Consider the following 26,202-nt stretch of genomic DNA (forward strand, 5'->3'; position numbering starts at 1 on the left):
ATTACTCTGACTGAATTTTATCGTTTTCTAAAATATTATCATCTTCATCCAACCCGAATGCTACATTATTTTCTATCCATTTCCTTCTTGGGACTACTTTATCCCCCATTAAGGTGGTCACTCTTCGCTCAGCGATTGCAAGATCATCTATTGTGACTCTGATTAATGTTCTTGTCTCCGGATTCATCGTTGTTTCCCAAAGTTGATCTGCGTTCATTTCTCCAAGACCTTTATAACGTTGAATCATATAACCATTTTTGAATGTTTTAATGGCTTCTTGCATTTCTTGTTCGTCCCAAGCGTATATAATTTTCTCTCGTTTTCCTTTCCCTTTTGAAATTTTATATAAAGGTGGAAGAGCAATATACACTTTACCTGCTTTAACGAGTGAGCGCATGTAACGGTAAAAGAAAGTTAATAAAAGAACTTGGATATGAGCACCATCCGTATCAGCATCCGTCATAATAATGACCTTATCGTATTGAACATCATCCAAATTAAAGTCACCACCAACACCTGCACCGATAGTGTGAATGATAGTTGATATTTCTTCATTTTTCATTACATCTTCTAATTTCGCCTTTTCAGTGTTAATCACTTTTCCACGTAGAGGCAATATTGCTTGAAATTTACGATCACGACCCTGTTTTGCTGAACCACCAGCAGAATCTCCCTCAACAAGGTATAGTTCGTTCCGCTTTGGGTTTCTGGATTGGGCAGGGGTTAACTTCCCACTTAACAATGCATCTCTCTTACGTCGTTGTTTTCCGTTTCTGGCGTCTTCTCGTGCTTTTCTTGCGGCTTCTCGAGCCTGTTTTGCTTTAAGTGACTTTTTAATTAATAGACCAGCAATATCTGGATTCTCTTGCAGAAAATAGGTTAGTTGCTCAGATACTACTGCATCAACTGCTGAACGAGCTTCTGAAGTTCCTAATCTCCCTTTAGTTTGTCCTTCAAATTGTAGTTTATCTTCTGGTATTCTAACAGATACAATAGCTGTTAAGCCTTCACGAATATCAGAGCCTTCCAGATTCTTGTCTTTTTCTTTTAATATGTCAGTTTTCCTTGCATAATCATTAAATGTTCGTGTCATGGCAGCTCTAGCGCCAGATTCATGTGTTCCGCCATCTTTTGTCCGAACATGATTGACGAAGCTCAGCATGTTTTCGGCATAGCCGTCATTAAATTGAAAAGCGAATTCAATTTCAATTTCTTGTTGTTCACCATCAAAGGATACTACTTCATGCAGAGTATCTTTTTCTTCATTTAAATAGTGAACAAAAGACTGGAGGCCGTTGGGGTATTCAAAGTTTTCCTCAACATCAACACGTTCATCTAATATCTGAATTTTTAAGCCCTTTAACAGAAAGGCGGATTCACGAAGGCGTTCTGCGATAACTTCCAAATCATACACATTTGTAGAAAAAATTGATGTATCAGGTTTAAAGTGGATAATCGTTCCAGTCTTCCTTGTTCGTCCTTTAACTTCTAATGTATTTACAGGATGACCCCCGTTTTCAAACCGTTGAAAATATGCATGACCATCACGGAAAGTGGTAACTTCCATCCATTCTGATAAAGCATTTACAACTGAAGCACCTACACCATGTAGACCACCACTTGTTTTATAGCCTCCTTGGCCAAACTTTCCTCCAGCATGTAAAATAGTAAAAATAACTTCCATTGTAGATTTCCCGGTGCTATGTTTTCCAGTTGGGATTCCCCTACCGCCATCTTCAACAGATATACTGTTGTCTTTATGTATGGTAACTTTTATAACATTTCCATATCCCGCTAATGCTTCGTCCACGGCGTTATCTACAATTTCAAAGACAAGATGATGCAGACCACGATGATCTGTGCTTCCGATATACATACCAGGTCTTTTTCGAACTGCATCCAGCCCTTCTAATACTTGGATGGAATCATCTGAATATGTTTCTGTATTTTTTACCAAATCCCATCGACTCCCTTTTAATTGTGTTATTAGGTTATTCCAATTGTAGAACAAGTGTTTTCATTTGTAAATAAATATTACGCTTTTCGATTGTCCGTATAAGAATACGCTCTTTAGTATACTACAATCACATTAAAAATGTATAGACCATAGTTTCTTGGTGTTTATTTTATAAAGATGAAAAAGTTGAGGTGTAAATGAATGATAAAATCCGAACAATCATTCGAGTCTTATCTGGAAGATTCGATTTGTTCGGATACGTTTTGATATTGCTTTATCTTAATTATTAACTTTTAGAACCGAATGAGCAACTTTAATACATAGATCCATGATTACTGTAACATCATGTTCTTTTAAATAGTAATATGCCTCTTCATTAATAATGCCTTGTTGTGCCCAAAATACCTTACAATCTATTTTAGCAGCTTCTTTAGCAATCTCTGGCAAAAACTCAGATCGTCTAAAAACATTTATAATATCAACTTTTTCTTTAACTTCAGTTAACGAGGTGTATGCTTTTTCTCCTAATACTTCATCTACCATTGGATTGACCGGAATAATTTTATATCCATTATCTTGCATAATCTTTGATATTTCATAAGATGTTCGATTTGGATTATCAGATAGTCCCACAACGGCAATCGTTTTTGATTCTTCAAGTATCTTTTTTATTTCCTCATTTTGTGGATTTTCCCAACTCAATTTAATTCCTCCTTTTTATTTGATTAAACCCCTTTTCTGTAGATAATCTCGAGCCACTTGTTCAGGGTCGTTATCTTTATAATCGACCTCATAATTCATTTCTCTCATTTCCTGATCTGTAATTTCTCCGCCCAGTTGGTTTAAAATGTTTTCCAATTCAGGATATTTCTTAAGGGTTTCCTGCCTTAAGAGTGGGGCTCCTTGATAAGGTGGAAAGAGATTTTCAGGGTCTTCCAATGTCTTCAAGTTTAATTCTATCATATAACTATCGGTTGCATATGCATCAATGATATCAACCTCACCATTTTTTAATGCTTTTTGGCGAACGCCCGGTTCCATCGTTCGAATGTTTTTGATATCTAAATTATAAAGTTCCTGCATGCCAACATAACCATCTTGCCGATTTTTAAATTCCAATGTAAACCCAGCAACTAAATCATCCTCTTCCTTTTGCAGGTCACCAATTGATTCAATATTATATTTAGAAGAAGTCTCTTCTGTTATGGCTACACTATACGTATTATTAAACGACATTGGTTTTAATAATAGCATATCATATTGATCTAACATTCCTATACGAGCTTGCTCGTATACTTCACTAGCATCATTGCTAACCGCTCCTTCCTCTAATTGAGTGTTAATGACTGTTCCTGTAAATTCTGGGTATATGTCTATATCTCCTTCTTTTAAAGCGGAAAATACAAAAGCAGTTTTACCAAGTCCGGCTTTTAACTCTACGTTTAAATCTGTATCTTCTTCAATCAATAGTTTGTACATATTAATTAGTATTGCAGGTTCTGCACCGAGTTTACCTCCAATTACTATATCAACCTTTTCTTCAGTGTGAACAATAAATGGCATAGTTATGATTAATACCGCAATAAGAAACATAGCAATAAAGGATTTAAAACCAGCCCGTTTGGAGAGATGCTCGAAACCTCTTAGTATTAAATCAAGGATAATTGCTAACAATGCAGCAGGAATAGCTCCTAATAATATAAGATTAATATCTGCCCCTCGATCAAGACCTAGTAAAATCAATTCGCCTAACCCTCCAGCACCTATAAGAGCAGCAATTGTCGTTGTACCGACAATTAATACCATAGATGTCCGAATCCCCGCCATTATTACCGGCATGGCTATAGGTAACTCTATCTTCACTAGCCTTTTAACAGATGTCATCCCCATTCCAGTTGCTGCTTCCTTTAAAGCTGGACTGACTTCGCGAATTCCTGTGTATGTATTACGTAATATCGGTAATAGCCCATAAGCAGTAAGTGCAACTATTGCTGGAACAGTACCTATACCAAACAAAGGAATTAGAAATGCTAAAATAGCTAAGCTAGGAATTGTCTGCACAACAGCAGCTAGACCAATAACTGGTTCTGATACCCGTTTGTATCTTGTTAATATGATTCCTAAAGGCACTGCAATAACAATTGCGATAATTAGGGATAATAGGGATATTTGTAAGTGTTCCCATATTGTTTTTAATAAAATATCTTGTCTTTCTTGAAAGACAGACATAAACTCTCTCATTTTTAGACACTCCCCGTTCTTATATCTGAGTGATTTCTAAGATAAACAACAATATCTCGATAGGTTAGAGCACCGATTAATCTTTCATTTTTTATAACAGGGAATAGTTGTTGATCACTTGTCTTAAATATTTCTGTTGCTTCATAAAGTGACATATCACTTGTCAACGTTTCACCATCATAAATTTCGCTATTTTTAACCATGTTTATGTAATTTCCATTGTTATCTTTTAAAATCACAGTTTGTTGGGGGTTACTGGGTATTTGGCGCCATTCATTTTCATTTTTTATAAATTCATTATTTCGATCTGCAATCACTCCAACTGCCGTTTGCCAAGGTGACTCTTTATTGCCAATAAATTGCTTCACAAATTCATTTATAGGGTTTAATATCAAATTCTCTGGTGTATCGTATTGGATTATTTCTCCGTCTCTCATTAAACAAATTTTATCTCCTAGTGCTGTTGCCTCATTCATATCATGGGTAACAAATATGATTGTTTTTTTTATTTCTTTTTGTAATGTTTTAATGTCTGTTTGAAGATTCTCCCTACTAATGGGATCAAGTGCACTAAATGGTTCATCCATTAAAATTATGTTTGGATCTGCTGCAAGAGCTCTTATGACCCCGATTCTTTGCTGTTCACCTCCAGAGAGTTCTTCGGGTTTTCTTTTTTCGTATATAGAAGGGTCGAGCCCAACCAACTCAAGTAACTCTCTACTTCTCTCCTTCATTTTCTTCTTAGACCATTTTTTCATATCTGGAACAATTGATATATTTTCTTCTATTGTCATATGGGGAAATAAAGCAATTTCTTGGAGAACATAACCGATATTCCAGCGCAGTTCATGAATATCATAGTCTCTAATATCCCGATTTTCGATAAAAATATGACCTGAAGAAGGTTCAATTAAGCGATTAATCATTTTTAGAGTGGTTGTTTTACCACATCCACTAGGACCTATGATTGTTGTAAATTGACCTTTTTCAACCTCAAATGAAAGATTATTTACTGCATTAGTCCCGTCACTATAGACTTTATTAATATTCTTAAAAGATATCATCATAAACTCCTTGTTCAAAGTTTTTTAGTTCCTAAAGTTTTTACCCTTTATAAGTATTAATAAACAATCTAAACACAATAGTTTCTTTTTAAAATGCAATCTATACCACTGGTTTCACTACTAAATTAAATGATAAAAACTTTCATTTATAAATTATTAGTTCTATCATTGTTTACTTCATGGTAAAATGAAATACACTGATCTCATTATTTCTTCTAAAGTAATTGAAAAGAAAGTAGGTGTATTGATTTTATGGAATTTTTTATCTTAGCTCTTTTAGCATATTTATTAGGATCGATCCCGTCTGCCTTACTTGTTGGTAAAATAGGTTTTAAATTAGATATTAGAGAACATGGAAGCGGAAATATGGGGGCAACTAATACATTTAGAGTGCTTGGAATTAAAGCTGGCTCAATCGTTACTTTAGCGGACATTTTAAAAGGGACGGCTGCTACTCTTTTACCATTTATCTTATTTGATTTAGAACTAAACCGGCTAATTATTGGTTTATTCGCTGTTCTAGGACATACTTATCCGGTTTTTGCTAAGTTTAAAGGCGGTAAAGCCGTAGCAACCTCAGGAGGGATTGTTTTAGGGGTCAATCCATTATTATTCGTAATCATGGTTCTCTCCTTTTTGATTACATTATATTTTTCAAAATACGTATCCTTATCTTCAATGATTACGGGAATAGTTGCCATCATTGCTTCGATTATTTTTAAAGACATACCTTTAATTATTATAACAAGTGTATTAACTATTTTTGTTTTCCTTAGACATAAAGATAATATTAAGCGAATTAAAGATAGGACAGAACCAAAGATAACATGGATGTAAGCTCATTAAACAGGGCAATTGAATTATAGTGAGAGTTTAAGTATAATTAACTTAAATTCTCACCTTTATAGATGTCATTTTATCTATTTTTAATATACTAAAATAAGAAGGTTATATAATGAAATATATTTTTATTGGATTAATTAAATTTTATCAAAAAGCCATTAGTCCTTTTAAACCACCTTCATGTCGCTTTTATCCCACATGTTCTGAATATGGATTGGAAGCCTATAAACGATTTGGATTCTTTAAAGGCAGTTACTTAACGATAAAACGACTGAGTAAATGTCATCCATTTCATAAGGGCGGAGTAGACTTAGTTCCCGATAAAAAGAAACAATAAAATGTAATCGCGTAATGAATACGTTTATATAAAAAAGACGTAGCTTTTTTTATATGTTAAACCGCTGAATTTGATCCCACATTTCCTCACTCTCAAGTACTTCTTTTTGTTTTTCTCCAAATAAATCAAAATGAGGGTAGTTCTTATCTCTATGTATCCAATTTGCCTTGAGATGGTATTTACTACCCCATTCGATGAGCTTGTTAATATTAGAGCAGCCAACCTTTGTCACTGAATAGCAATTAGGAAACCGAGCATCCATCCAGTAGTGGGTTAAGATAGCTATATTACCATTTTTGACTTGATTTTGCCATTGTGAAAGTTCTTCTTTTTTAATACCGAATGCCATTAAAATTCACCATTTAATACTTTAATATAGGCTTGATTCCAATCTGAAAATACTTTTCGCAATGATAAAGGCCGAAGAGAATCTTTTTTTACAATGACATGTTCAGTCGTATCTGAAACAGCAACTTCTTGATTAACTTTATTTACATGATAACCATAAATGGTACAAAGGACATTATAATTTTCTAGCCATGTTTCAACAGTAGCCTTATCTCCATACCTTATTGGTTTTTTAAACGATATCTTCGCATCAACAACTGGAGAAACTACGCCACACTCTTCAACTTCAGCAATTTGAAACCCTAATTTCTCAATGAATTTTGTTCTGACTATTTCAAACCAGACCAAATAATTCGCATGATATACTGCCCCCATTTGTTCTATCTTTTGATATCTGATTTCTGTCGACGTACTTACTTCCTCCAATGATATCCCTCCAAACAATTATATGAATTGAATTTAGTTTATCATATTAAACTAAGAAAAACGCTGTAGAACCTCCAGGAAAACGGAGATAATCTACAACGTTTTTATCAATTTTACTCTTGTTGGTCATGATATTCGTCTTTAATTTCGGCACGCATACCTTCGATTGCTTCTTCGCGACGTTTATTCTTTGCTTTAATTTGATCTTTTGCTTCTCTGGAGGAATACTCCATGGTTTCATGTGCTTCTTCAATATTTTCAATGGTATTTTGAACCATTTCCTGAAGTTTTTCTACGTTATCACTTCGATCATCTGGTTTTGGTGTCTTATCTCTCATTGTATTTTCCCTCCCCTAAAATTTTGCCTTCTTAGGCTAGTTTTATTTTTCCTGATAATTGATTTAATATACAAAAAATCTCTTTCACCAAGGGTTATCCGGTAAAAGAGATTTAAATATTTAAGCATTTTTTTTTGATTCTCTAATAATTTTTTCCATTCTCACTTCTATATTTTGGTCAATTTCCGCTAATCTTTGTTTATCCTGCAGAATTTGTTCCCGATTTTCCCTAACAAGTTCTTCAAATGAAGGTTTTCTTTTTAAAGAAATGGCAATTCACCCCTTTTTACTAATAAGTATTGCCAATTCCTTCAAAGTTTATAATCAAAATTACAATTTTTAAAAAATTATTTTAAATAAATAAAATAAATTTTATCAGATACCTTCACTTTAACGATGTACTGTTGTCCCTGTGCTGTGGATATAAACTGCGACATAGTTTTAACGAAGACTCTCTTCCCGTCCTGTTAAAGTAAGCGGTAATCCAAATGTTTCTAAGCCTTCCTTATCCTATGGGAATAGCGCGAACCTGAAGCCTCGCAGGATGGTAAATCTAATGAAGACCGACTAAAACCGTCCTTTGGGGACAACGGCGGCATACCCCTTGCCGGGGCAAGGTGGCTGAGGTGGGAAGAATGAACCCCAATTCTTCCTGGCCAATGGAAAGCGAAGTATTCTGCCGGAGCGAGGTGCACACACTCAAGTTTATGGATAAAGTGAACTAACTAATATAAAAAAAATCAAAAAAATATCTCCTATAAAAGTAGGAGATATCTTTTGATTTATTATGCATTAAGTTTTTGACGTAATACCATTTGTAAGATACCACCGTGACGGTAGTAGTCAATTTCGACTTCACTATCGAATCTTGCGACCGCGTTAAATTCAGTAACTTTTCCATCTTCTGCAGTTGCTGTTACTTTAACAAGATCATGTGGTTTTACATTTTCGTCAATTTCAACATTAATTGTTTCTTTCCCAGTTAGACCTAGTTTCTTCGCACTTTGGCCTTTTTCAAACTGAAGTGGTAGAACACCCATCATTACTAAGTTTGAACGGTGAATTCGTTCATAGCTTTCAGCAATAACTGTTTTTATACCAAGCAGATCCGTTCCTTTTGCTGCCCAGTCACGTGATGATCCCATACCATAATCTTTACCCGCCATAACAACTAAGCCAGTATTATTTTCTTGATATTTCATAGCAGCATCATAAATAGGCATGACTTCACCTGTTGGCCAATACGTTGTGTAGCCGCCTTCTGTTCCTGGAGCAATTAAGTTACGGATACGAATATTAGCGAATGTTCCACGCATCATAACTTCGTGGTTTCCACGACGTGATCCGTAAGAGTTAAAGTTTCTTGGTGACACATCTTTATCTTGTAAATACTGTCCAGCAGGCATATCCATTGCTATCGCACCTGCAGGTGAAATGTGGTCAGTTGTGACAGAATCACCGAATAATCCAATTGTACGGAGATCTTTAAGCGGTGTCACTGTACCTGCTTCTTTTGTTAAGTTTTCAAAGAATGGTGGATTTTGAATATAAGTAGATTCTGGATCCCAATCGAATAAAGGTTTATCCGTTGTGTCAATTTCATTCCACTTTTCATTCGAGTCGAATACACTTTCGTATTCTTTACGGAAAATTTCAGGAGTCACAACTTTATTAACTTCCTGTTTAATCTCATCCATTGATGGCCAAATATCCTTTAAGAATACAGACTCTCCATCTTTATCTTTTCCGATTTCATCTTTGGTTAAATCGAAATCGACCGATCCTGCTAGTGCATATGCTACTACTAATGGTGGTGATGCAAGATAGTTAGCTTGAACTAGAGGATGAATACGCCCTTCAAAGTTTCTATTACCAGATAAAACTGATGAAACTGTCAAATCATTTTCAACAATTGCTTTTTCGATTTCCGGTAATAATGGTCCAGAATTACCAATACATGTCGTACAACCGTAACCAACTAGATTAAAGCCTAATTTATTTAGATAAGTCATTAAATTGGAATCTTCAAGATAGCGAGTAACAACTTTTGATCCAGGTGCAAGTGACGTTTTCACATAACTAGGCACTTCTAATCCTTTTTCCACTGCTTTCTTAGCAAGTAATCCCGCACCTAACATAACGTAGGGGTTAGATGTGTTTGTACAAGATGTAATCGCAGCAATGGCAAGTGATCCCGTTTTTAACGTCGGTTTATCTCCACTTGGTAATTCAACAGGAACTTCTTTTTCAAACTCAGATTTGTTTAAGCCGAAACCTTGGTTTCCTGAAGGAGCTGTAATAGCTTTGTTAAACTCTTTCTGCATGTTCGATAATGAAATTAAATCTTGTGGACGTTTTGGTCCTGACAGATTTGGTTCTAACTCAGAAAGATTGATTTCGACAATTTCTGTATAATCCGGATCTTCTTGATCTGAAGAATACCAGAGATTATTATTTTTACAATATGTTTCGACTAAATCAATTTGCTCTTCGCTTCTACCTGTTAGACGTAAATAATTTAACGTTTCTTCGTCAACTGGGAAAAGACCACATGTTGCTCCATATTCTGGAGCCATATTTGAAATTGTAGCACGGTCTGCGAGTGGCATATCTTTTAAACCTGGACCAAAGTACTCTACAAATTTTCCTACAACATTTTTCTCACGAAGTACTTGTGTCACTTTTAAAGCAAGATCGGTGGCTGTTGTTCCTTGTGGAAAACTGCCAGTAAATTTAACACCAATGACTTCTGGCGCTGGGAAATAAGAAGGCTGTCCAAGCATTCCTGCCTCGGCTTCAATTCCTCCTACACCCCACCCTAGTACTCCTAAACCGTTAATCATAGTTGTGTGAGAGTCAGTTCCTACAAGTGTATCTGGAAAAGCATCATACTCACCATTGTCATTTTCTAAACCATGAACGACATTTGCAATGTACTCAAGGTTGACTTGGTGAACAATACCCGTAGCTGGTGGTACAGCACGATAGTTATCAAAAGCTTTTTGTGCCCAGTGTAAAAACTCATAACGTTCAGCATTTCGCTCAAACTCAAGTTCCATATTTGCTTTTAGAGCATTTGCAGTTCCGTATTGGTCTACTTGAACAGAGTGGTCAATAACTAAATCGACCGGAACTTCTGGATTAATTTTGTCAGGCTCTCCACCCAAATCAACCATAGCTTTACGAAGTGATGCGAGGTCAACGACAGCAGGAACCCCTGTAAAGTCTTGCAGGATAACTCGTGAAGGTTTAAATGGCACATCTCCACCTTCAGATTTTTTAGTTCCCCAGTTTGTTAAGCTTTTAACATGCTCTTCATTAATTACACGACCATCATATTGACGGACTAGTGATTCTAGAAGAATCCGAATAGAAAATGGCAGACGTGAAATTTTGCCAATTCCTGCGTCTTCTAGAGCTTTTAATTCATAGAAATTATACGTTTTACCGTTAGATTCAAATTGCTTTTTTGAATTAAATAAAGAATTCTCACCCATTAAAAAAATACCCCTTTCATGTTTAATAACAATATTCTAAAGATGAACACACTCAAAGGAAAAGTATTTTCATAGATTATATAAGAAATACTTTCCCACAAAGTAAATAGAGAACTCAGCATTGATACCGTAAGAAAGAAGTCTCCATCCAATGTATATATTAAATGAATCTACCGAATAAGACAAATGTTACAAGTGATTTATTATATATTAATTTTTTATTTAACATGATAACTAAATGTTATACTACAAGTCTAGTATTTTTGCGAAAATATTAACATCTGCTTGATTATTTATAAAATCTTAATTGAAAGGTACTTCCTTTAGTCTCATTTTGGCTAATGTGCATCGTAGCATTATGCTGCTTTAATATTTCTTTAGATATCATTAACCCTAAGCCTGTTCCACTTTCTTTAGTAGTGAAAAAAGGTTCGTCTAGTTTGTGGATAATTTCCTCAGGTATTCCTTCTCCTTCGTCAATAATGTTAATTTCCACATAAGCATCTTTCCTTATATGGTTTATTAATATATCTCCGGGATGATGCATTGCTTCAATTGCATTTTTAATTATATTTAAGATAACCTGCTTTATCCGAGATTTATCGCAATAGATAAAAGTATCCATAGCTTCACTATGTATGAGTTCAATATCTTTTAATTTAGCCTGTCCTCCTAATAATATAAGCACATCTTCGACCATTTCGTTAACGCTCTCTTCTTCTTGGTGATCTGTCAACGGTTTGGAAATAAAGAGCATTTCTGACGTAATTGCTTCCATTTTTTCTATTTCGTCAATCATTATTTTATAATATTCCTCTTTTTTACTTATTCCAGCTTGCAGCAACTGTAGAAAACCTTTTATCGACGTTAAAGGATTACGTATTTCATGTGCTACACCAGCTGCTAACTGCCCAGCTATGGACATTTTTTCAGAACGAATCATCATCTCTTCAACTTCTTTTTTCTCTGAAATGTCCTTAAGTGTGCATAGAAAATATATCGTATTATTATCATGATCAATATCTCTACCAATCGTGCCTTCACACCAAATATATCTCTTATTCATATGTGGGACATTAATCTTAAACGACTGCTTTTCATCTGAATGTTTATTAAATTTTTGTCCTAACATATCAGCTTCTTCTTCATTAAGTAAGTTTCTCCAGTTTACTCCCTTAATTTCATGTTGGTTATATCCTAATAAACATTCTATAGATTTTGTTGCATAAATAATTTTTCCGGATTCATCCAGAATTAAGTAAACATCGTTTGCCGTCTCTTCAATCCAATTAAATAACCTATCAAAAGATTGAGAGGAAATTAGATTTGTATACTTACTTCCCCTTAATTTTTTTGATGAATCTTTGTTCAGTTCATAATCCGAGACCATCACATTCGCCCCTTTTGCCTAAAATACAACAATATTTATCTTCTTTCTTAATTTATATGCTGAACCCGACAAAATATGAAACTTGTTTATGTAAATCATTCCATTTATAATTATAGTATCATATGAATAAGGAAAATAGTGGGCAAACTTTTATATTATAGAGTGTTGTATTTATTTCTAGAAATTGTTAAATATAGAAAAGGTGATAATTTTGGCGAGTATTATGGAATGGTTTGTTGTATTCTGGGGATTTTTCTTAATTGTCATTATGGGGATTGGCGGATTTTTCATGTTCCGAAAGTTTCTAAAACGGCTCCCAAAAGAAGATGGAAAGTCGATGATGGATTGGGAAGAATATTACATGGAAAAAACAATCCATATGTGGGATTCCAAAGAAAAAGAGTTACTTGAGGAACTGGTCTCTCCTGTACCAGAACTTTTCAGAGATGTGGCGAGGCATAAAATAGCTAGTAAAATCGGGGAAGTAGCTTTAAATAAGAACCATGAGAAGATTACTGAAGAATCATTGATTGAAGGCTATATTCTTGCTACTCCGAAAAGAGATCATAAATTTTTACGTAAAAAATTAAAACAGGAAAATATTGACGCAGCTCCTTACGAACATTTATTTGAACTATCTCAAAAAGATTATTCAGCCAACTGGAAATCACGATATAATCAACGATGATATATCAACAAAGATGAATATAAAAACAACTAAAGACGCCTAGCTTGTCGAGGTGTCTTTTTTAAATTCTTTTCTATTTTTTTAAACTTATATAACATAGCTAGACGCCAAGTTCCAATCATGCCAAAAGCTAGTAGAAAAAACATACCACTTGTTTCTCCTAACGAAATCTGGCTATTTATTATAAGTTTAGCAATGATTCTAACACCTAATAATCCAAATAAAATAAACGCGAAAGCTTTGGACGGTATGAGGTAAATTTCTTTATCCTTTATTTCGAAATTTGAAGTTTTTATTAGAAATAAAGAAAAAATCATTCCCACAACTATAGCCTCAACTACTTGCATGAAGCTTACCTGGAACGTCGGGAACAAAAACATAAATGCCCCGGTACTCATGAAGACAGGCGGTAAAATAATTTTTTTAACAGTTGCAGGTTTTTTAGCAGCTTTTAAACGATAAAATATCATAGTAATGGCCATAATCATAGCGATAACAGTACTTGCAACAGCCCAGAACATACAGTAAATCACACTTCTTTCAATCAGTTTATTTTAGCCTTCCAAATATGACAGGCTGTTATTTAATTTTTTGTAATAAAGTTTCGGGGGTGCTTTTGAAGTGTTGACCCTCAGGTCAAAGATAAATAAGATGAAACACAGCAAAAAAGCATCGCCCACATGTTTCATCTCTCTTGATTGCTTATTCGGTTCTATTTTGATTTTCCGCTATATTGATAATAATTGAAACGGTCGTTCCTAAAACAGTAAGATAGACGCCTAAATCAAAAATCATTGCTGTAGCCAGTTCAAACTCTCCTAAAATCGGTATTGTAATCTCACCAAATGTATGTGTTAAAAAAGGCATATTAAACGCAAAGGCACCTACCCCACAAAATAGAGCTATAATTAAGCCTATCGGTATAAGAATTTTAAAATCGATGGGGAGAATTTTTTCAATTGCATCCATGCCGTAAGACATATACAAAAGCACAATAGCCGCTGACGTAACAAGGCCACCAACGAAGCCTCCCCCTGGTGAGTTATGTCCTGCAAAAAATAAATATACAGCAAATCCTAATAAAATAAATGCAATAAGACTTGTAGTTGTCTTTAATATAATATTATTTGTTTTATACATATATGCTCTCCTTTTCTTACGATTACGTTAAAAACCATAAAATCCAAATAAACTAGCAAGGAAAGAAGTAAGCTTTGTCATCCAATCGAAGAACAGAGCAACCCCTACCAATATCATAATATAACCGCCGATTTTGACCAACTTTGAACTATGTTTTCTAATCCATTTCATCTTGCCCACAAAGAATGATAGCACTAAAAAAGGAATTGCGAAACCTAATGTATAACTTATCATCATAATCATACCGAGTTGAGGCTCCGTTGCTGCTAAAGCTATAACAATCATCAGAATCGGTCCCATACAGGGAGTCCAGCCCATTGAAAAAGCCAGTCCGATAATAAATGAACCAAAAAACCCTGCTGGCCGATTTTTAAACGATACTTTTCGATCCTTCATTAGAAATTCAAAATTGAAGATTCCTACAATAACAAGACCAAAAAAGATAATTAAAATAGCCCCTATTTGTCTTATAATATCCTGATAGGTAAGTAAAAATTCCGATATAAACGAAGTGGTAAAACCAAGCATTATAAAAACACTCGAGAAACCAAGTAAAAAGAAAATTGTATGTAAAACACTCTTTTTATTTAATGATTTATTGTCATCTCTAAGTTCACTGACACTCATCCCAGTGATATACGATAAAAATGCTGGAAATAGCGGTAATACACATGGAGAAATAAATGATAAGAAGCCGGCTCCAAAGGCTATAAAAACATTAACGTCAGACACTACTATCGAACCTCCCAGATAAACTTCTTAGTTTATTTTAACAGAAAGTTAACGAATCTACACGAAACAAATCTGACAAAATAACAACTCTTTCATTAAAATACCCCCTACTAGAAACAGTACGGGGTAATGTGCAATCATATTTCAATATCGATTAATTTCCTATAATTGCTAATTATTTCGTGTTTTGATTATTCATTGCGCGCATCATTTGATTAATTTTCTTCTGGGATGGTTTTTGACCCATCTGCATCATTAGTGTACGAAGCATTTGCTCATTAATTGGTGGATTCTTTTTTAGGTAGTTCATCATATACTTTCTTGCAATAAAAAACCCAAGAGCAACACCAGCAATCAATGCTAATAAAGCAATTAATACGACCCAAATTGTGCTCATGCCAAACTTTCCTCCTTCGTGTTGTCTCCTATCTCTTATATAGTATAGTAAATCAAAGAAAAGAATACAATACTTCTTTCTTTTCTATAAGGGGAAATTTGTTTAAATCAGGTGAAATCCATCCATATTCATTTAATAGAGGACCAATAACAAACAGGTATGGATAGACACCTCTAAGAGAAGGAAAGAGAATTGTTTCTGCATCATGTAAAGATTCACATTTCAATATCATTTTCTCTTTGTATATGTATATATATAAACATCTACCCTTACTTATTAGTTCGAGACAATTTACTCCCTCATTTTCTACTTTATAAGAATAGGACTTTTTTAATTTAGATTTAATCGCAACGATTAAGTCACTTGGAAAATGACTTGTAATATAATTAAATTGTAAAGCTAAATCGGATCTATTTTTTTCTTCCTGGTAAGCTTGTATAAATCTATATAATAAATCACATTTATAATAGTAATGATCGGCAAATTCATCTTTTATACAATAAATATAATAATCTTTCAAAACGGTCCCTCCTACTATGTTTTATTCTATTATAAAGATATGATTGTACAAATGCTGTCATATCTTGTTTGAAAAAAGCACTAGTTTTGTCGGAGGGAGATTTAATTGATAGATTTTAGAAACTATTTAAATCTTTCATAGGCTAAGTATTCAACTTTCACAGAATAAATTTAACATATAATCCTTTGGATCATGGCGGAGGAATAAAAATACACAACACCAGTTGACTTTTTGATGAACTAATCCTAAGAAAACTGGATTATCAAGCCCACAAAATCTTAATTACTGAGCATTTGATATATTATATGCAGTAATTTCTTTCTAAGACTTATCACAAATTTACGAAGCTTAGAAAAGTGCGAGATTGTTTTCCGCTCCAGACCATTGCTTTCTGCGGTGCCAGGAAGAATTTGGTGTTTATTCTTCCCACTTCAGCCTCCTCGAGAAAACTGTATGTGCGCCTGCGTCTTCTAGTAACGCTACGCAGCAGGCTTCCTCGGCGCAAGGGAACAAAGAAGATTAATTCAAGTAGTGCCCTCTCTGCGGGGTCTTCAGACTCGTGGGACTGCACTAAACGTTCGTCCCATCGAAAACCATTTGCTGTTCCCGCAGGAGTCAACGGTCCTTCACTCTAAACAACCACCACCATAATAGTAGTTGTATTTACTAAAATCAGGAATCATATTTATAGTGGAGGAAATACATGGAGACTCCTAGGGGAGCTGAGGCCTCGGTGAGACCCCGAAATGCGTTAGCATTCGGAGGCTCACCAGCCGTCCCTGGAAAGCGAAATGTATTTCCGTAGCGATGGCCTAATACTTTTTCAAGAGGATAGGATAGGGGAAATTCAGTCTAATGTTACTGCGCATTATATGTATTTTATGTATTATTTTTTAAATAAAAATGGAGGGGCAATATTATTACCCCTCCACATCTTTACTCAAAGTTATCAAGTAATTCACGTACTTCATCTGTTGATTCTGTACTCATCAATTGATTTCTTAATTCGCTTGCTCCTCTAAAGTCACGGACATATATTTTGAAAAAGCGACGCAACGGCCTAAATTGACGTGGCTCTATTTTTGAATATTTATCAAAAAGATCTAATTGCAACCTTAAGAGACCAAGCAATTCCTTACTATTATGCTCTATCGGCTGCTTTTCAAAAGCGAACGGATTTTTAAAAATACCTCGTCCGATCATGACGCCATCAACCTCATATTTTCGCACGAGTTCCAAGCCAGTTTGACGGTTAGGAATATCTCCATTAATGGTCAAAAGAGTATGTGGAGCTACGTCATCACGAAGTTTTTTAATTTCCGGAATCAATTCCCAATGGGCGTCCACATCACTCATTTCCTTTTTAGTACGCAAATGAATAGAAAGATTGACGATGTCTTGTTTTAATATATGGGTTAACCAACTGCGCCATTCGTCTACTTCTAGATAACCTAGACGAGTTTTCACACTGACGGGTAATCCTCCAGCCTTTGCTGCTTTTATGATATCTGCTGCAACATCGGGACGTCGAATCAGACCGCATCCTTTTCCCTTAGGCGCTACATTATGAGCAGGGCAGCCCATATTAATATCGACACCACTAAATCCTAGTTTTGCCATACCGATACTCATTTGGCGAAAATACTCGGGTTTATCTCCCCATATGTGGGCCACTATTGGCTGTTCATCTTCTGTAAAAGTCAAACGCCCACGCACACTCTGTTTACCCTTTGGATGGCAGTAACTTTCCGTGTTTGTAAACTCTGTAAAAAACACATCAGGTCTAGCTGCTTCACTCACTACGTGTCGGAAAACGACATCTGTAACATCTTCCATTGGTGCTAATATAAAAAACGGTCGTGGTAAATCCCGCCAAAAATTATTCTTCATAACTTAGTCTAATTCCTTTCATTTAGAAGGCATTAAAAAATACTTGCCCTCAAAGTCAAACCCTTTTTAAATTAATGTAATTCTTAATCATTATATACTTTAATATAAGTGAATTAAAAATACAAAACAAATTGACTGGAAATCCAGCAGCCTTTTTTGTAATAAAATAATAAAGATAAGCCAATAAACAAAAGCGCGGGGCGCCCCCAGCTGGACAATCATAAGCTGAAGCGCCCGGATAGTCCCGAGAAGCTTAAGCAAAAAACCGCAGTGGCGATCTTTGCCACGTAGGATTATTGCTTAAGACCTAGAGGGGCTGGTCGCTGAAGCTGGACGTGGCCAATTTCAGTATAAAGTTATCCACAGTTTTAAATAGTATAATTTACCAATAATAAATAAAAATGGTTCCTGTCATCGTTTTTGACGACTGGAACCATTTTAAGTTATTTTGTCAGTTAAGTCTATAATTATTTATATTTATTTTATAAGAGACTCAACATGTTTAACTACATTATCAACATTGAAACCATATTCTTCCATCACTTTGTTGCCATCCGCAGAGGCACCAAATGTTGTTATTCCTATAACCTTTCCTTCGTCACCTATATAACGTTCCCAACCAAATGGAGAAGCCATTTCGATAGCAACACGTTTTGTGACATGCGGAGGAATCACTGAATTTTGGTAGTCTTTGTCTTGTTTATTAAAACGATCCCATGAAGGCATGCTCACTACATTAACATTAATGCCTTTTTCTTTGAGTTCTTTCTGTGCTTTAACCGCGAGTTGAACCTCTGATCCGGTAGCTAAAAGTAGGGCATCAGGATTTTCCTTATCCAATTCGCTAATGACATAAGCTCCTCTTTTAACACCTTCATACGCTTTATCTTTTGTCCCATTTAAGGTCGGTAACCCTTGTCGAGTTAAGACAAGTGCGGTTGGTTGGTCTGTTGATTCAAGGGACAAACGCCATGCAGCTTGCGTTTCATTTCCATCGGCAGGTCTTATCAAAGATAGGCCTGGCATTGCTCGCAATGAAGGTAATTGTTCAATCGGTTCATGTGTAGGACCATCTTCTCCTACAGCAATCGAATCATGGGTAAACACATACGTGACTGGCGTTTGCATAATCGAAGATAAACGTACCGCTGGACGTAAGTAATCACTGAAAACAAAGAATGTTCCAGCATAAACTTTCAACCCACCATGGAGAGCCATTCCGTTTAAAGCCGCCCCCATTGCATGTTCACGAACTCCAAACCAAATATTTCTTCCTTTATAATTATCTCTTGTAAAATCGTCATCGGCTTCCATTTTAGTTTTATTGGAACCAGCCAAATCCGCACTACCACCGAATAGGTTAGGAATTGACTTTGCGATGGCATTCAAAACCTCTCCGGATGAAGCTCTTGTGGCTAACTCATCATTACCAGGATGGTATACTGGAAGTTTACTATCCCATCCATCCGGTAATTCACCATTCATAGCAAATTCAAGTTCTTTAGCTTCTTCTGGATATTTATCCTTATATGATTTAAACATATCGTTCCACTTGTTTTCTTTTTGTTCACCTTGTTTTACAATTTTCTCACCAAAATCATTGTAAACTTCTTCAGGGACATGAAAGTCTTCTTCAAATGTCCATTTATAATAGTCTTTCGTAAGTTTAACTTCTTCTGCACCTAATGGAGCACCATGCGACGCACTGGAATCAGATTTATTTGGAGAACCATAGCCAATTATCGTTTTAACTTCAATAATTGTCGGTTGATTTAGGTTACTTTTAGCTTCTTTTATGGCTGATCTAATTTCGTTTAAATCATTACCATCTTCCACACGCAAGTATTGCCAACCGTATGATTTAAAACGCTGCGCGGTATTCTCAGAAAATGATTTATCCAAATCCCCATCTAATGAAATATCATTTGAGTCATATAATGCTATAAGCTTTCCTAAACCGAGATGACCTGCTAAAGAAGCAGCCTCATGTGAAATACCTTCCATTAAATCACCATCACTCACCAACGCGTATGTGTTATGATCTATGATTGAGATGTCTTCTTTATTATATTTTGCTGAAAGATGTGCTTCAGCCATTGCCATTCCAACTGACATGGCAATACCTTGTCCTAGAGGTCCTGTCGTAGCTTCAACACCATCAGTGTGATGGACTTCAGGGTGTCCAGGCGTTCTGGAATCCCATTGGCGAAAGCCTTTCAAATCTTCCATCGTTACATCATATCCTGATAGGTGGAGTAAACTGTAAAGAAGCATTGAGCCGTGTCCCGCAGATAATACAAAACGGTCCCGGTTAAACCACTTCGAATGTTTTGGATTGTGGTCCATAAACTCTGTCCACAACGTATACGCCATGGGTGCTGCTCCCATTGGGAGTCCTGGGTGACCGGAGTTAGCATTTTCTATAGCATCAATGGCCAAGGTTCTGATTGTATTAATAGATAATTGTTCTACATTAATTGACAATTATATTTACCCCTTTCTTTATTTAAAAGGTTCTTTCTATTATTATCTTATTATGGCTAGGTTGTAATAACAAGTTATTTAAAATGACATTCTATATAATATCAATATTAATCGATAAAAAGACACAAAATATTATACATTAATCATCTTTATGTCGATTTTGTAAATCCTTTACTTTTTTTGGAGTGACGTCGTTTCCCTCTGGATCAATTACTGTCATTGTTTTGAATTGATTTTTAAATGATTGACGAATGTTTTTTAAATAGTCTTTTCTTAATTTCTGCTGTTCCTCTTTTTCTCGAGCCGTAAGCCCTTCACTTTTTGATTTATTTGCTAAATGGTTTATTCGTTCTATTTTCTTCTTATCAAGCAACTTTTACCCTCCCTTACTTTTAACAAGAGGTTAAATCCCTTTTTATATAAATTACTTTTGTGCATTATAAAAAAGCAAGAACTGTATAAGTCTTGCTTTTTTATCATAACGTGATATTTAACCATGTTCAAGCATTTTGGTGTTCTTTATATCTTCTATGAACTGTTGCTTTGGAGACATTGTAACCTAAGCCGTTTAATGTTTTTGTAATTTCTTCAAAAGTCATATTGTTGTTGTCTTTTAGACGAACAACCTCTTCAATAGGAAATTCAATTCTCTTTCTACCGGGAGCTTCATCTTTGTTAGTAAGATTTTTAGATGGATCATACCCTCTTGAGAGTGCTCGCTTCATCCCTCGTTTTATTTTTATATTATGGATTTTACGTTGATATTCCTCTACAATACTAACTATTTGCAGGACCATCGAATCTGAGTCACTTATTTCCAGTTCACCATCTTGAATTGCTGTATAAATTGTTATCGACATTTTTTGAAGTTGATGAAGTAATGCTATTTTTGTATTGCCTCTTCCAAGTCTAGTTTCATCTTGGATTAAAAGCCCATCAGCTTGATGTTCAGAAAAGTATTTTAGCATTTTAAAAATCCCATCACGATCAATATCATATCCACTAGCCTGCTCTTCAATAATGTCAATAACTTTAAATTGATTCCGCTTTGCATGCTCTATCAATTCTTCTCTTTGCCTTACCAGAGAAACCTCTTGAGTCTCTTTATTTGTACTTACCCTACAATAGATAATAACCTTCATATAGTTCTCTCCTATTTAACATTCCTGTTAGTACTATGCACTGTTTAAAGATAGTGAACCTCTCATAATTCGTTTGCATATACCATTATAATAGAACGTACGATCTTGTCAATGGAATTCGAACGAACGTTTGCTTAATGTTATTATGAATGGTACAATTATTTTAATAAAACATATGTGCGAGGTGATGATAAGAAGATGACTAAACTATCAAAAAGACAGCAATCAATTCTAGATTATATAAAAGAAGAAGTTCAAACAAAAGGATATCCTCCTTCTGTTAGAGAAATAGCGGTAGCCGTCGGGTTGGCATCTAGTTCTACGGTTCACGGCCATCTGTCCAGGTTGGAGGGAAAGGGTTATATTCGGCGAGATCCTACAAAACCCCGGGCCATAGAGATTCTCGATCAATCACAAGAAGCTAATATACCAAAAGAGGAAGTGCGTTATGCACCACTTATTGGTAAAGTAACCGCTGGTATCCCTATTACTGCTGTAGAAAATATTGAAGAGTTCATTCCGATCCCCAATACTACTGCTGGAGCCGATGACAATGTATTCGTCCTTACGATTGAAGGTGAAAGTATGATAGAGGCCGGCATACTTGATAATGATATGGTTATAGTTAAGCAACAAAGTTCAGCTGAGAATGGGGACATTGTTGTGGCCATGACAGAAGAAAATGAAGCAACAGTTAAACGATTTTTCAAAGAAGAGAATTTCATACGTCTCCAACCTGAAAATGCCACGATGGAGCCGTTAATATATTCCAATGTGACCATTTTAGGTAAAGTAGTTGCCTTATATCGAAACATAAAATAACAAAAAAAGCTCTTTGACACAGAACAGATCAAAGAGCTTTTTCTTGTTATGCAGATTTCTTTAAAAATACCGCTATTCTTGTTTAATTATTAGGTAATTCTTTTCTTTCATTTTTTTGATCGTCTCGATGACTGCAATTTTCACGTGAGCATATGTTAAGCCACCTTGTAAAAATGCTATATAAGGTTCTCTAATTGGACCATCCACCGACAACTCTATACTTGAACCTTGAATAAAAGTCCCTCCAGCCATAATCACTTCATCTTCATAGCCCGGCATTTCACTAGGAAAAGGCGTAAAATGTGAATTCACAGGTGAATTTTCTTGGATTGCTTGACAGAATGCAATCATTTGCTCAGAATCATTAAAAGTGATCGATTGAATCAAATCCGTTCGTTTTGCTTGATAATGTGGTTTTGTTGTATAACCTAACAGTTCGAGAAAACGGGATGTAAAAACTGCTCCCTTTAAAGCTTCTCCAACAACATGTGGCGCAAGGAAGAAACCTTGATACATTTCCTGTAAAACGCTAAAAGTAGCTCCCATTTCTTTACCTAAACCTGGAGCAGTTAAACGATTAGCACACATGTCGATTAACTCTTCTTTACCAACTATATAACCACCAGCGGGAACAATTCCACCACCAGGATTTTTAATCAACGAACCAGCCATGACGTCTGCACCAATATGTGTAGGCTCTTTATCTTCTACGAATTCACCATAACAATTATCAACGAAAACAATAAGATTCTCATCAATTTTTTTAATAAAAGAAGTCATTTCCTCAATTTCTGCAATCGTAAAGGATGGTCTATCTTCATATCCTTTTGAACGTTGAATGCCAATCATTTTTGTTTCGCTTGTTATCGCTTCTTTGATTTTACTAAAGTTAACCGTTCCATCATCATTGAGATACACTTCATTATATTTAATATTAAAATCTTTAAGTGAACCAGTACTATCATTCGGTTCTCCGATTACTTTTTCAAGCGTATCGTATGGCTTACCCGTAATATATACCAGTTCATCACCTGGTCTTAAAATACCAAATAATGTTGTAGAAATCGCATGTGTTCCTGAGACAAGTTGCGGTCTTACAAGCGCTGCTTCTCCTCCAAAAACATCTGCATAAACTTGCTCTAACGTTTCTCGTCCAAGGTCATCATAACCATACCCACTTGTTGAATTAAAGTGAGTATCACTTACTCGATTTTCCCTAAATATATTTAAAACTCGTTGCTGGTTAACTTCAACAATTGCATTAATTTCATCAAATTGGTTTCTACAGTCAATTTCTGCTTGTTTCGCTAGTTGTTCAATCATTAACTTTTTACTCCTTTAATATGTGCTGTAATGGATGATTAGTCTGCATGTATCCTTTGATAATATACCTATTAGCGTTCTCGTCAAAAGATTTGTCATTAATAATTGTTTCATTTTCTAATCGATTTAATAACTGACCTTCAGATGGTTTTAATTCAATAATAAAGTTATCCCACTCTTCTTTTAATAACGATTCAATCTTTTCAACAAGTTCCTGAAGGCTATCTTCATTAAAGGCACTTATAAAAATATATGGATAATGCATAGGGATTAGCTCCCTCTTAAGTAAGTCTTTTTTATTGTAAACTGTTAAAATAGGGACATTTTGGGCATCAAGCTCATTTAATAATTCGATTACAGTATTTTGCTGTTGCTCATTATCAGGATTTGAGGCGTCCACAACATGGAGAATAAAGTCAGCTTCTGTTACTTCTTCTAAAGTTGAACGGAAAGCAGCTATAAGAGTTGTTGGTAATTCCTGCAAGAAACCTACTGTATCGGTTATTAGTGCTTGAAACCCTGAAGGTAATCTTATTTTACGTGTTAAGGGATCCAATGTCGCAAATAATTGATCTTCCTCTAAAGATTTACTTTCCGTTAATCGGTTGAATAAAGTCGATTTTCCAGCATTTGTATATCCAACAATAGCAAGTTGGAAAGCTTCATTTGTTCTTCTTCGTTTCCGGTACTGGTCCCTTTGTTTAACTACAATCTTTAAACGACGTTTGATATCCTGAATGCGTCTCCTAATATGCCTTTGGTCTGTCTCGAGCTTGGTTTCACCCGGACCTCTTGTTCCAATCCCACCGCCAAGTCTTGATAATTCTATTCCTTTACCGTGTAGTCTTGGAAGCATATATTCTAATTGAGCAAGTTCTACTTGCATTTGGCCCTCTTTCGTATGAGCACGCTTAGCAAAGATATCTAAAATAAGTTGGCTCCGGTCAATAATTGGTGTTTCTAATCGATCATTTAAATTTCGGAGCTGACCCGGGGACAATTCATCATTGGAGATTACTAAGTCTATTTCCAGTTCATCTACTAATCGTTTGATTTCATTAATTTTTCCTTCGCCAAGATAAAAAGCGGGATGGATATGTTGACGGTTTTGAGTGACAACTTCTTTAACCTCTCCGCCAGCTGTATCACTTAATGCCGCTAATTCTTTAAGTGAGGATTTAAAACGATGTTCATTGTCATCAGGCATTTTCACTGCGATTACTAGTATCTTTTCTTTAGACATTAAGACAATACCTCTTTCTCATACATGCGATAATTTCTGCCACACAACTCCATCATAGCAAATATCATTTTACTTCACAAAATCTCTTCATTATCTTATAAGTTTAAATCCTTTTCTGTTAAATAAATCAAATCATCAGTTGTACATTCGTCTAAATAAATCAATCTCACTGCTTGCATTCTGATAGCATGCTCAATTATATTTCGAACACAACGTGCGTTAGAGAAGTTTTGAATTGATTCAGACTTCTGTTTATATAGATAAGATTTCAGTTTCCATTCAGCCTCTTTAGTCAATTGGTATTCCCTTTCGGATGCCATCTGCCTAGCAATTTCCATAAGTTGATTAATATTATAATCCTTAAAATCAATAATAAACGGAAATCTAGATTGTAATCCTGGGTTTTGATCTAGAAACCGCTCCATTTCATATGGATATCCGGCTAGTATGAGTACAAAATCGTTTTGCTTATCTTCCATATGTTTTACTAAGGTATCAATGGCCTCTTTGCCGAAGTCTTTTTCCCCACCCCGAGCCAGAGAATAAGCTTCATCAATAAATAAAATACCACCCATGGCTTTTTGAATGATGCTTCGTGTTTTTTGCGCTGTCTGACCTATATATTCTCCTACCAAATCTGCTCTTTCCGCTTCGATAAAATGTCCCTTAGACAAGATATCCAAATCGTAATAAATTTTGGCAAGTTGACGAGCTACAGTAGTTTTTCCTGTTCCTGGATTCCCTTTAAATAACATATGAAGGACTTGTTTCGTTGAAAATAAACCCATTTCCTGTCTTTTTTTATTAATAATGATTGTAGCGTATATTTCATTAACGGTTTGTTTAAGCTTCGAAAGACCCACAAAAGAAGAAAATTTATCATCAATATGATTAAAAGGATTTTTAGTAATATACCTATCCTTAATCTTATGGGTGTCATCACTCTTTTTGTTTTGTAAAACAATGTTTATTCGGCCACTTTGTTGTGACACTTTTTGTGTTTCCAACATGCTCACTCCTCAATCATATTGCATTCACGTTATTATACGATTGAAAAAACAAAGACGTGACAAATGCCCATAAAAACGACGAACACTATCACAGTGTTCGTCTAAGTTAATTTATTCCTCAAAATTCAAGCTAATATTTTTTACAGGTGCGAATGTAGATATCGCATGTTTGAAGATAAGTTGCTGTTTACCATCAGTTTCTAACAAGACGGTAAAATTATCAAATGCTTTGATAATTCCGCGTAATTGAAAGCCGTTTGTCAAAAATACAGTAATTGAGACATGATCTTTTCTTAATTGATTTAAGTAGTAATCTTGAACGTTAACATTCTGTGCCAATCGCATTTCCTCCTCTTTTCTATCTTAATGC

Annotated in this window: 27 protein-coding genes; 4 read left to right on the forward strand and 23 right to left on the reverse strand. The window is 35.2% G+C overall.

Features of this window, described 5'->3' with window-relative positions; all coding sequences use genetic code 11:
- Window position 1: 1 nt before the first annotated feature.
- The 4 genes from parE to KQI49_RS07480 form a co-directional block, all read right to left on the reverse strand.
- Window positions 2–1,957, reverse strand: a complete 1,956-nt coding sequence (gene parE, locus KQI49_RS07465; RefSeq protein WP_216487745.1) for a DNA topoisomerase IV subunit B — start codon at window positions 1,955–1,957, stop codon at window positions 2–4.
- 279 nt (window positions 1,958–2,236) lie between these two features.
- On the reverse strand, window positions 2,237–2,659 hold the full coding sequence (locus tag KQI49_RS07470) for a CoA-binding protein (protein WP_216487746.1): 423 nt from the start codon (window positions 2,657–2,659) through the stop codon (window positions 2,237–2,239).
- Window positions 2,660–2,674: 15 nt separating this feature from the next.
- Window positions 2,675–4,198 (reverse strand): ABC transporter permease/substrate-binding protein, encoded by a 1,524-nt coding sequence (locus KQI49_RS07475; protein ID WP_216487747.1) that lies wholly within the window; start codon window positions 4,196–4,198, stop codon window positions 2,675–2,677.
- 2 nt (window positions 4,199–4,200) lie between these two features.
- A complete protein-coding gene (locus KQI49_RS07480) occupies window positions 4,201–5,262 on the reverse strand; it encodes an ABC transporter ATP-binding protein (RefSeq protein ID WP_216487748.1) in 1,062 nt (353 codons plus the stop codon).
- 252 nt (window positions 5,263–5,514) lie between these two features.
- On the opposite strand from KQI49_RS07480, the gene plsY reads away from it, so the two are divergent.
- Window positions 5,515–6,099 carry a glycerol-3-phosphate 1-O-acyltransferase PlsY gene (gene plsY / locus KQI49_RS07485; protein ID WP_216487749.1) on the forward strand — a complete coding sequence of 195 codons (585 nt, stop codon included), beginning with the start codon at window positions 5,515–5,517 and terminating at the stop codon, window positions 6,097–6,099.
- Between the two features lie 118 nt (window positions 6,100–6,217).
- Window positions 6,218–6,442, forward strand: a complete 225-nt coding sequence (gene yidD, locus KQI49_RS07490) for a membrane protein insertion efficiency factor YidD (protein ID WP_216487750.1) — start codon at window positions 6,218–6,220, stop codon at window positions 6,440–6,442.
- 49 nt (window positions 6,443–6,491) lie between these two features.
- Here the strand turns inward: yidD and KQI49_RS07495 are convergent, their stop codons facing one another.
- The 6 genes from KQI49_RS07495 to KQI49_RS07520 all read right to left on the reverse strand — a co-directional run bounded on the left by KQI49_RS07495 (window position 6,492) and on the right by KQI49_RS07520 (window position 12,441).
- A complete protein-coding gene (locus KQI49_RS07495; protein ID WP_216487751.1) occupies window positions 6,492–6,791 on the reverse strand; it encodes a hypothetical protein in 300 nt (99 codons plus the stop codon).
- Entirely contained in the window at window positions 6,791–7,216 is a 426-nt protein-coding gene (locus KQI49_RS07500; protein ID WP_216487752.1) for a YbgC/FadM family acyl-CoA thioesterase, read from the reverse strand. Before KQI49_RS07500 ends, KQI49_RS07495 begins: the two co-directional genes overlap by 1 nt.
- 113 nt (window positions 7,217–7,329) lie before the next feature.
- Entirely contained in the window at window positions 7,330–7,554 is a 225-nt protein-coding gene (tlp, locus tag KQI49_RS07505) for a small acid-soluble spore protein Tlp (protein ID WP_216487753.1), read from the reverse strand.
- Window positions 7,555–7,674: 120 nt separating this feature from the next.
- Complete coding sequence (locus KQI49_RS18740) at window positions 7,675–7,830, reverse strand: FbpB family small basic protein (protein ID WP_371817536.1); 156 nt, start codon at window positions 7,828–7,830, stop codon at window positions 7,675–7,677.
- Window positions 7,831–8,339: 509 nt separating this feature from the next.
- The gene (gene acnA / locus KQI49_RS07515) at window positions 8,340–11,051 is read right to left on the reverse strand and encodes an aconitate hydratase AcnA (RefSeq protein ID WP_216487754.1); all 2,712 of its coding nucleotides are present in this window, start codon (window positions 11,049–11,051) and stop codon (window positions 8,340–8,342) included.
- A gap of 289 nt (window positions 11,052–11,340) precedes the next feature.
- On the reverse strand, window positions 11,341–12,441 hold the full coding sequence (locus KQI49_RS07520) for an ATP-binding protein (protein ID WP_216487755.1): 1,101 nt from the start codon (window positions 12,439–12,441) through the stop codon (window positions 11,341–11,343).
- A gap of 223 nt (window positions 12,442–12,664) precedes the next feature.
- Here KQI49_RS07520 and KQI49_RS07525 point away from each other — a divergent pair, with 223 nt between their 5' ends.
- Complete coding sequence (locus tag KQI49_RS07525; RefSeq protein ID WP_216487866.1) at window positions 12,665–13,129, forward strand: DUF2621 family protein; 465 nt, start codon at window positions 12,665–12,667, stop codon at window positions 13,127–13,129.
- Between the two features lie 29 nt (window positions 13,130–13,158).
- On the opposite strand, the gene KQI49_RS07530 is transcribed toward KQI49_RS07525, so the two are convergent.
- The 9 genes from KQI49_RS07530 to KQI49_RS07570 all read right to left on the reverse strand — a co-directional run bounded on the left by KQI49_RS07530 (window position 13,159) and on the right by KQI49_RS07570 (window position 21,434).
- Window positions 13,159–13,650 (reverse strand): CcdC family protein, encoded by a 492-nt coding sequence (locus tag KQI49_RS07530; protein ID WP_216487756.1) that lies wholly within the window; start codon window positions 13,648–13,650, stop codon window positions 13,159–13,161.
- 181 nt (window positions 13,651–13,831) lie between these two features.
- Window positions 13,832–14,269 (reverse strand): Na(+)/H(+) antiporter subunit B, encoded by a 438-nt coding sequence (locus KQI49_RS07535; protein ID WP_216487757.1) that lies wholly within the window; start codon window positions 14,267–14,269, stop codon window positions 13,832–13,834.
- Between the two features lie 27 nt (window positions 14,270–14,296).
- Complete coding sequence (locus KQI49_RS07540; RefSeq protein ID WP_216487758.1) at window positions 14,297–15,001, reverse strand: cytochrome c biogenesis CcdA family protein; 705 nt, start codon at window positions 14,999–15,001, stop codon at window positions 14,297–14,299.
- A gap of 175 nt (window positions 15,002–15,176) precedes the next feature.
- Window positions 15,177–15,398: a YneF family protein gene (locus KQI49_RS07545; RefSeq protein WP_216487759.1), complete on the reverse strand. Its 222-nt coding sequence runs from the start codon at window positions 15,396–15,398 to the stop codon at window positions 15,177–15,179.
- Window positions 15,399–15,450: 52 nt separating this feature from the next.
- Window positions 15,451–15,918 (reverse strand): sporulation inhibitor of replication protein SirA, encoded by a 468-nt coding sequence (gene sirA / locus KQI49_RS07550; RefSeq protein WP_216487760.1) that lies wholly within the window; start codon window positions 15,916–15,918, stop codon window positions 15,451–15,453.
- 936 nt (window positions 15,919–16,854) lie between these two features.
- On the reverse strand, window positions 16,855–17,808 hold the full coding sequence (locus KQI49_RS07555) for a tRNA dihydrouridine synthase (RefSeq protein WP_216487761.1): 954 nt from the start codon (window positions 17,806–17,808) through the stop codon (window positions 16,855–16,857).
- Between the two features lie 477 nt (window positions 17,809–18,285).
- Window positions 18,286–20,292, reverse strand: coding sequence for a transketolase (tkt, locus tag KQI49_RS07560; RefSeq protein WP_216487762.1), 2,007 nt, complete (start codon window positions 20,290–20,292; stop codon window positions 18,286–18,288).
- A gap of 139 nt (window positions 20,293–20,431) precedes the next feature.
- The gene (locus tag KQI49_RS07565) at window positions 20,432–20,665 is read right to left on the reverse strand and encodes a DUF896 domain-containing protein (RefSeq protein ID WP_216487763.1); all 234 of its coding nucleotides are present in this window, start codon (window positions 20,663–20,665) and stop codon (window positions 20,432–20,434) included.
- 127 nt (window positions 20,666–20,792) lie between these two features.
- Window positions 20,793–21,434, reverse strand: a complete 642-nt coding sequence (locus KQI49_RS07570; protein WP_216487764.1) for a YneB family resolvase-like protein — start codon at window positions 21,432–21,434, stop codon at window positions 20,793–20,795.
- A 198-nt stretch (window positions 21,435–21,632) separates the two neighbouring features.
- On the opposite strand from KQI49_RS07570, the gene lexA reads away from it, so the two are divergent.
- Complete coding sequence (lexA, locus tag KQI49_RS07575) at window positions 21,633–22,256, forward strand: transcriptional repressor LexA (RefSeq protein ID WP_216487765.1); 624 nt, start codon at window positions 21,633–21,635, stop codon at window positions 22,254–22,256.
- A gap of 72 nt (window positions 22,257–22,328) precedes the next feature.
- On the opposite strand, the gene KQI49_RS07580 is transcribed toward lexA, so the two are convergent.
- From KQI49_RS07580 to hfq, 4 genes are all read right to left on the reverse strand, one after another.
- Window positions 22,329–23,579: a methionine gamma-lyase family protein gene (locus tag KQI49_RS07580; protein ID WP_216487766.1), complete on the reverse strand. Its 1,251-nt coding sequence runs from the start codon at window positions 23,577–23,579 to the stop codon at window positions 22,329–22,331.
- A 7-nt stretch (window positions 23,580–23,586) separates the two neighbouring features.
- Window positions 23,587–24,822 (reverse strand): GTPase HflX, encoded by a 1,236-nt coding sequence (gene hflX, locus KQI49_RS07585; RefSeq protein ID WP_216487767.1) that lies wholly within the window; start codon window positions 24,820–24,822, stop codon window positions 23,587–23,589.
- Window positions 24,823–24,917: 95 nt separating this feature from the next.
- Entirely contained in the window at window positions 24,918–25,829 is a 912-nt protein-coding gene (gene spoVK, locus KQI49_RS07590) for a stage V sporulation protein K (RefSeq protein ID WP_371817534.1), read from the reverse strand.
- Window positions 25,830–25,943: 114 nt separating this feature from the next.
- A complete protein-coding gene (gene hfq, locus KQI49_RS07595; protein WP_216487769.1) occupies window positions 25,944–26,171 on the reverse strand; it encodes an RNA chaperone Hfq in 228 nt (75 codons plus the stop codon).
- Window positions 26,172–26,202: the final 31 nt, after the last annotated feature.

The sequence above is a fragment of the Virgibacillus sp. MSJ-26 genome (genome assembly GCF_018918075.1).
Taxonomy (GTDB): Bacteria; Bacillota; Bacilli; order Bacillales; family Amphibacillaceae; genus MSJ-26.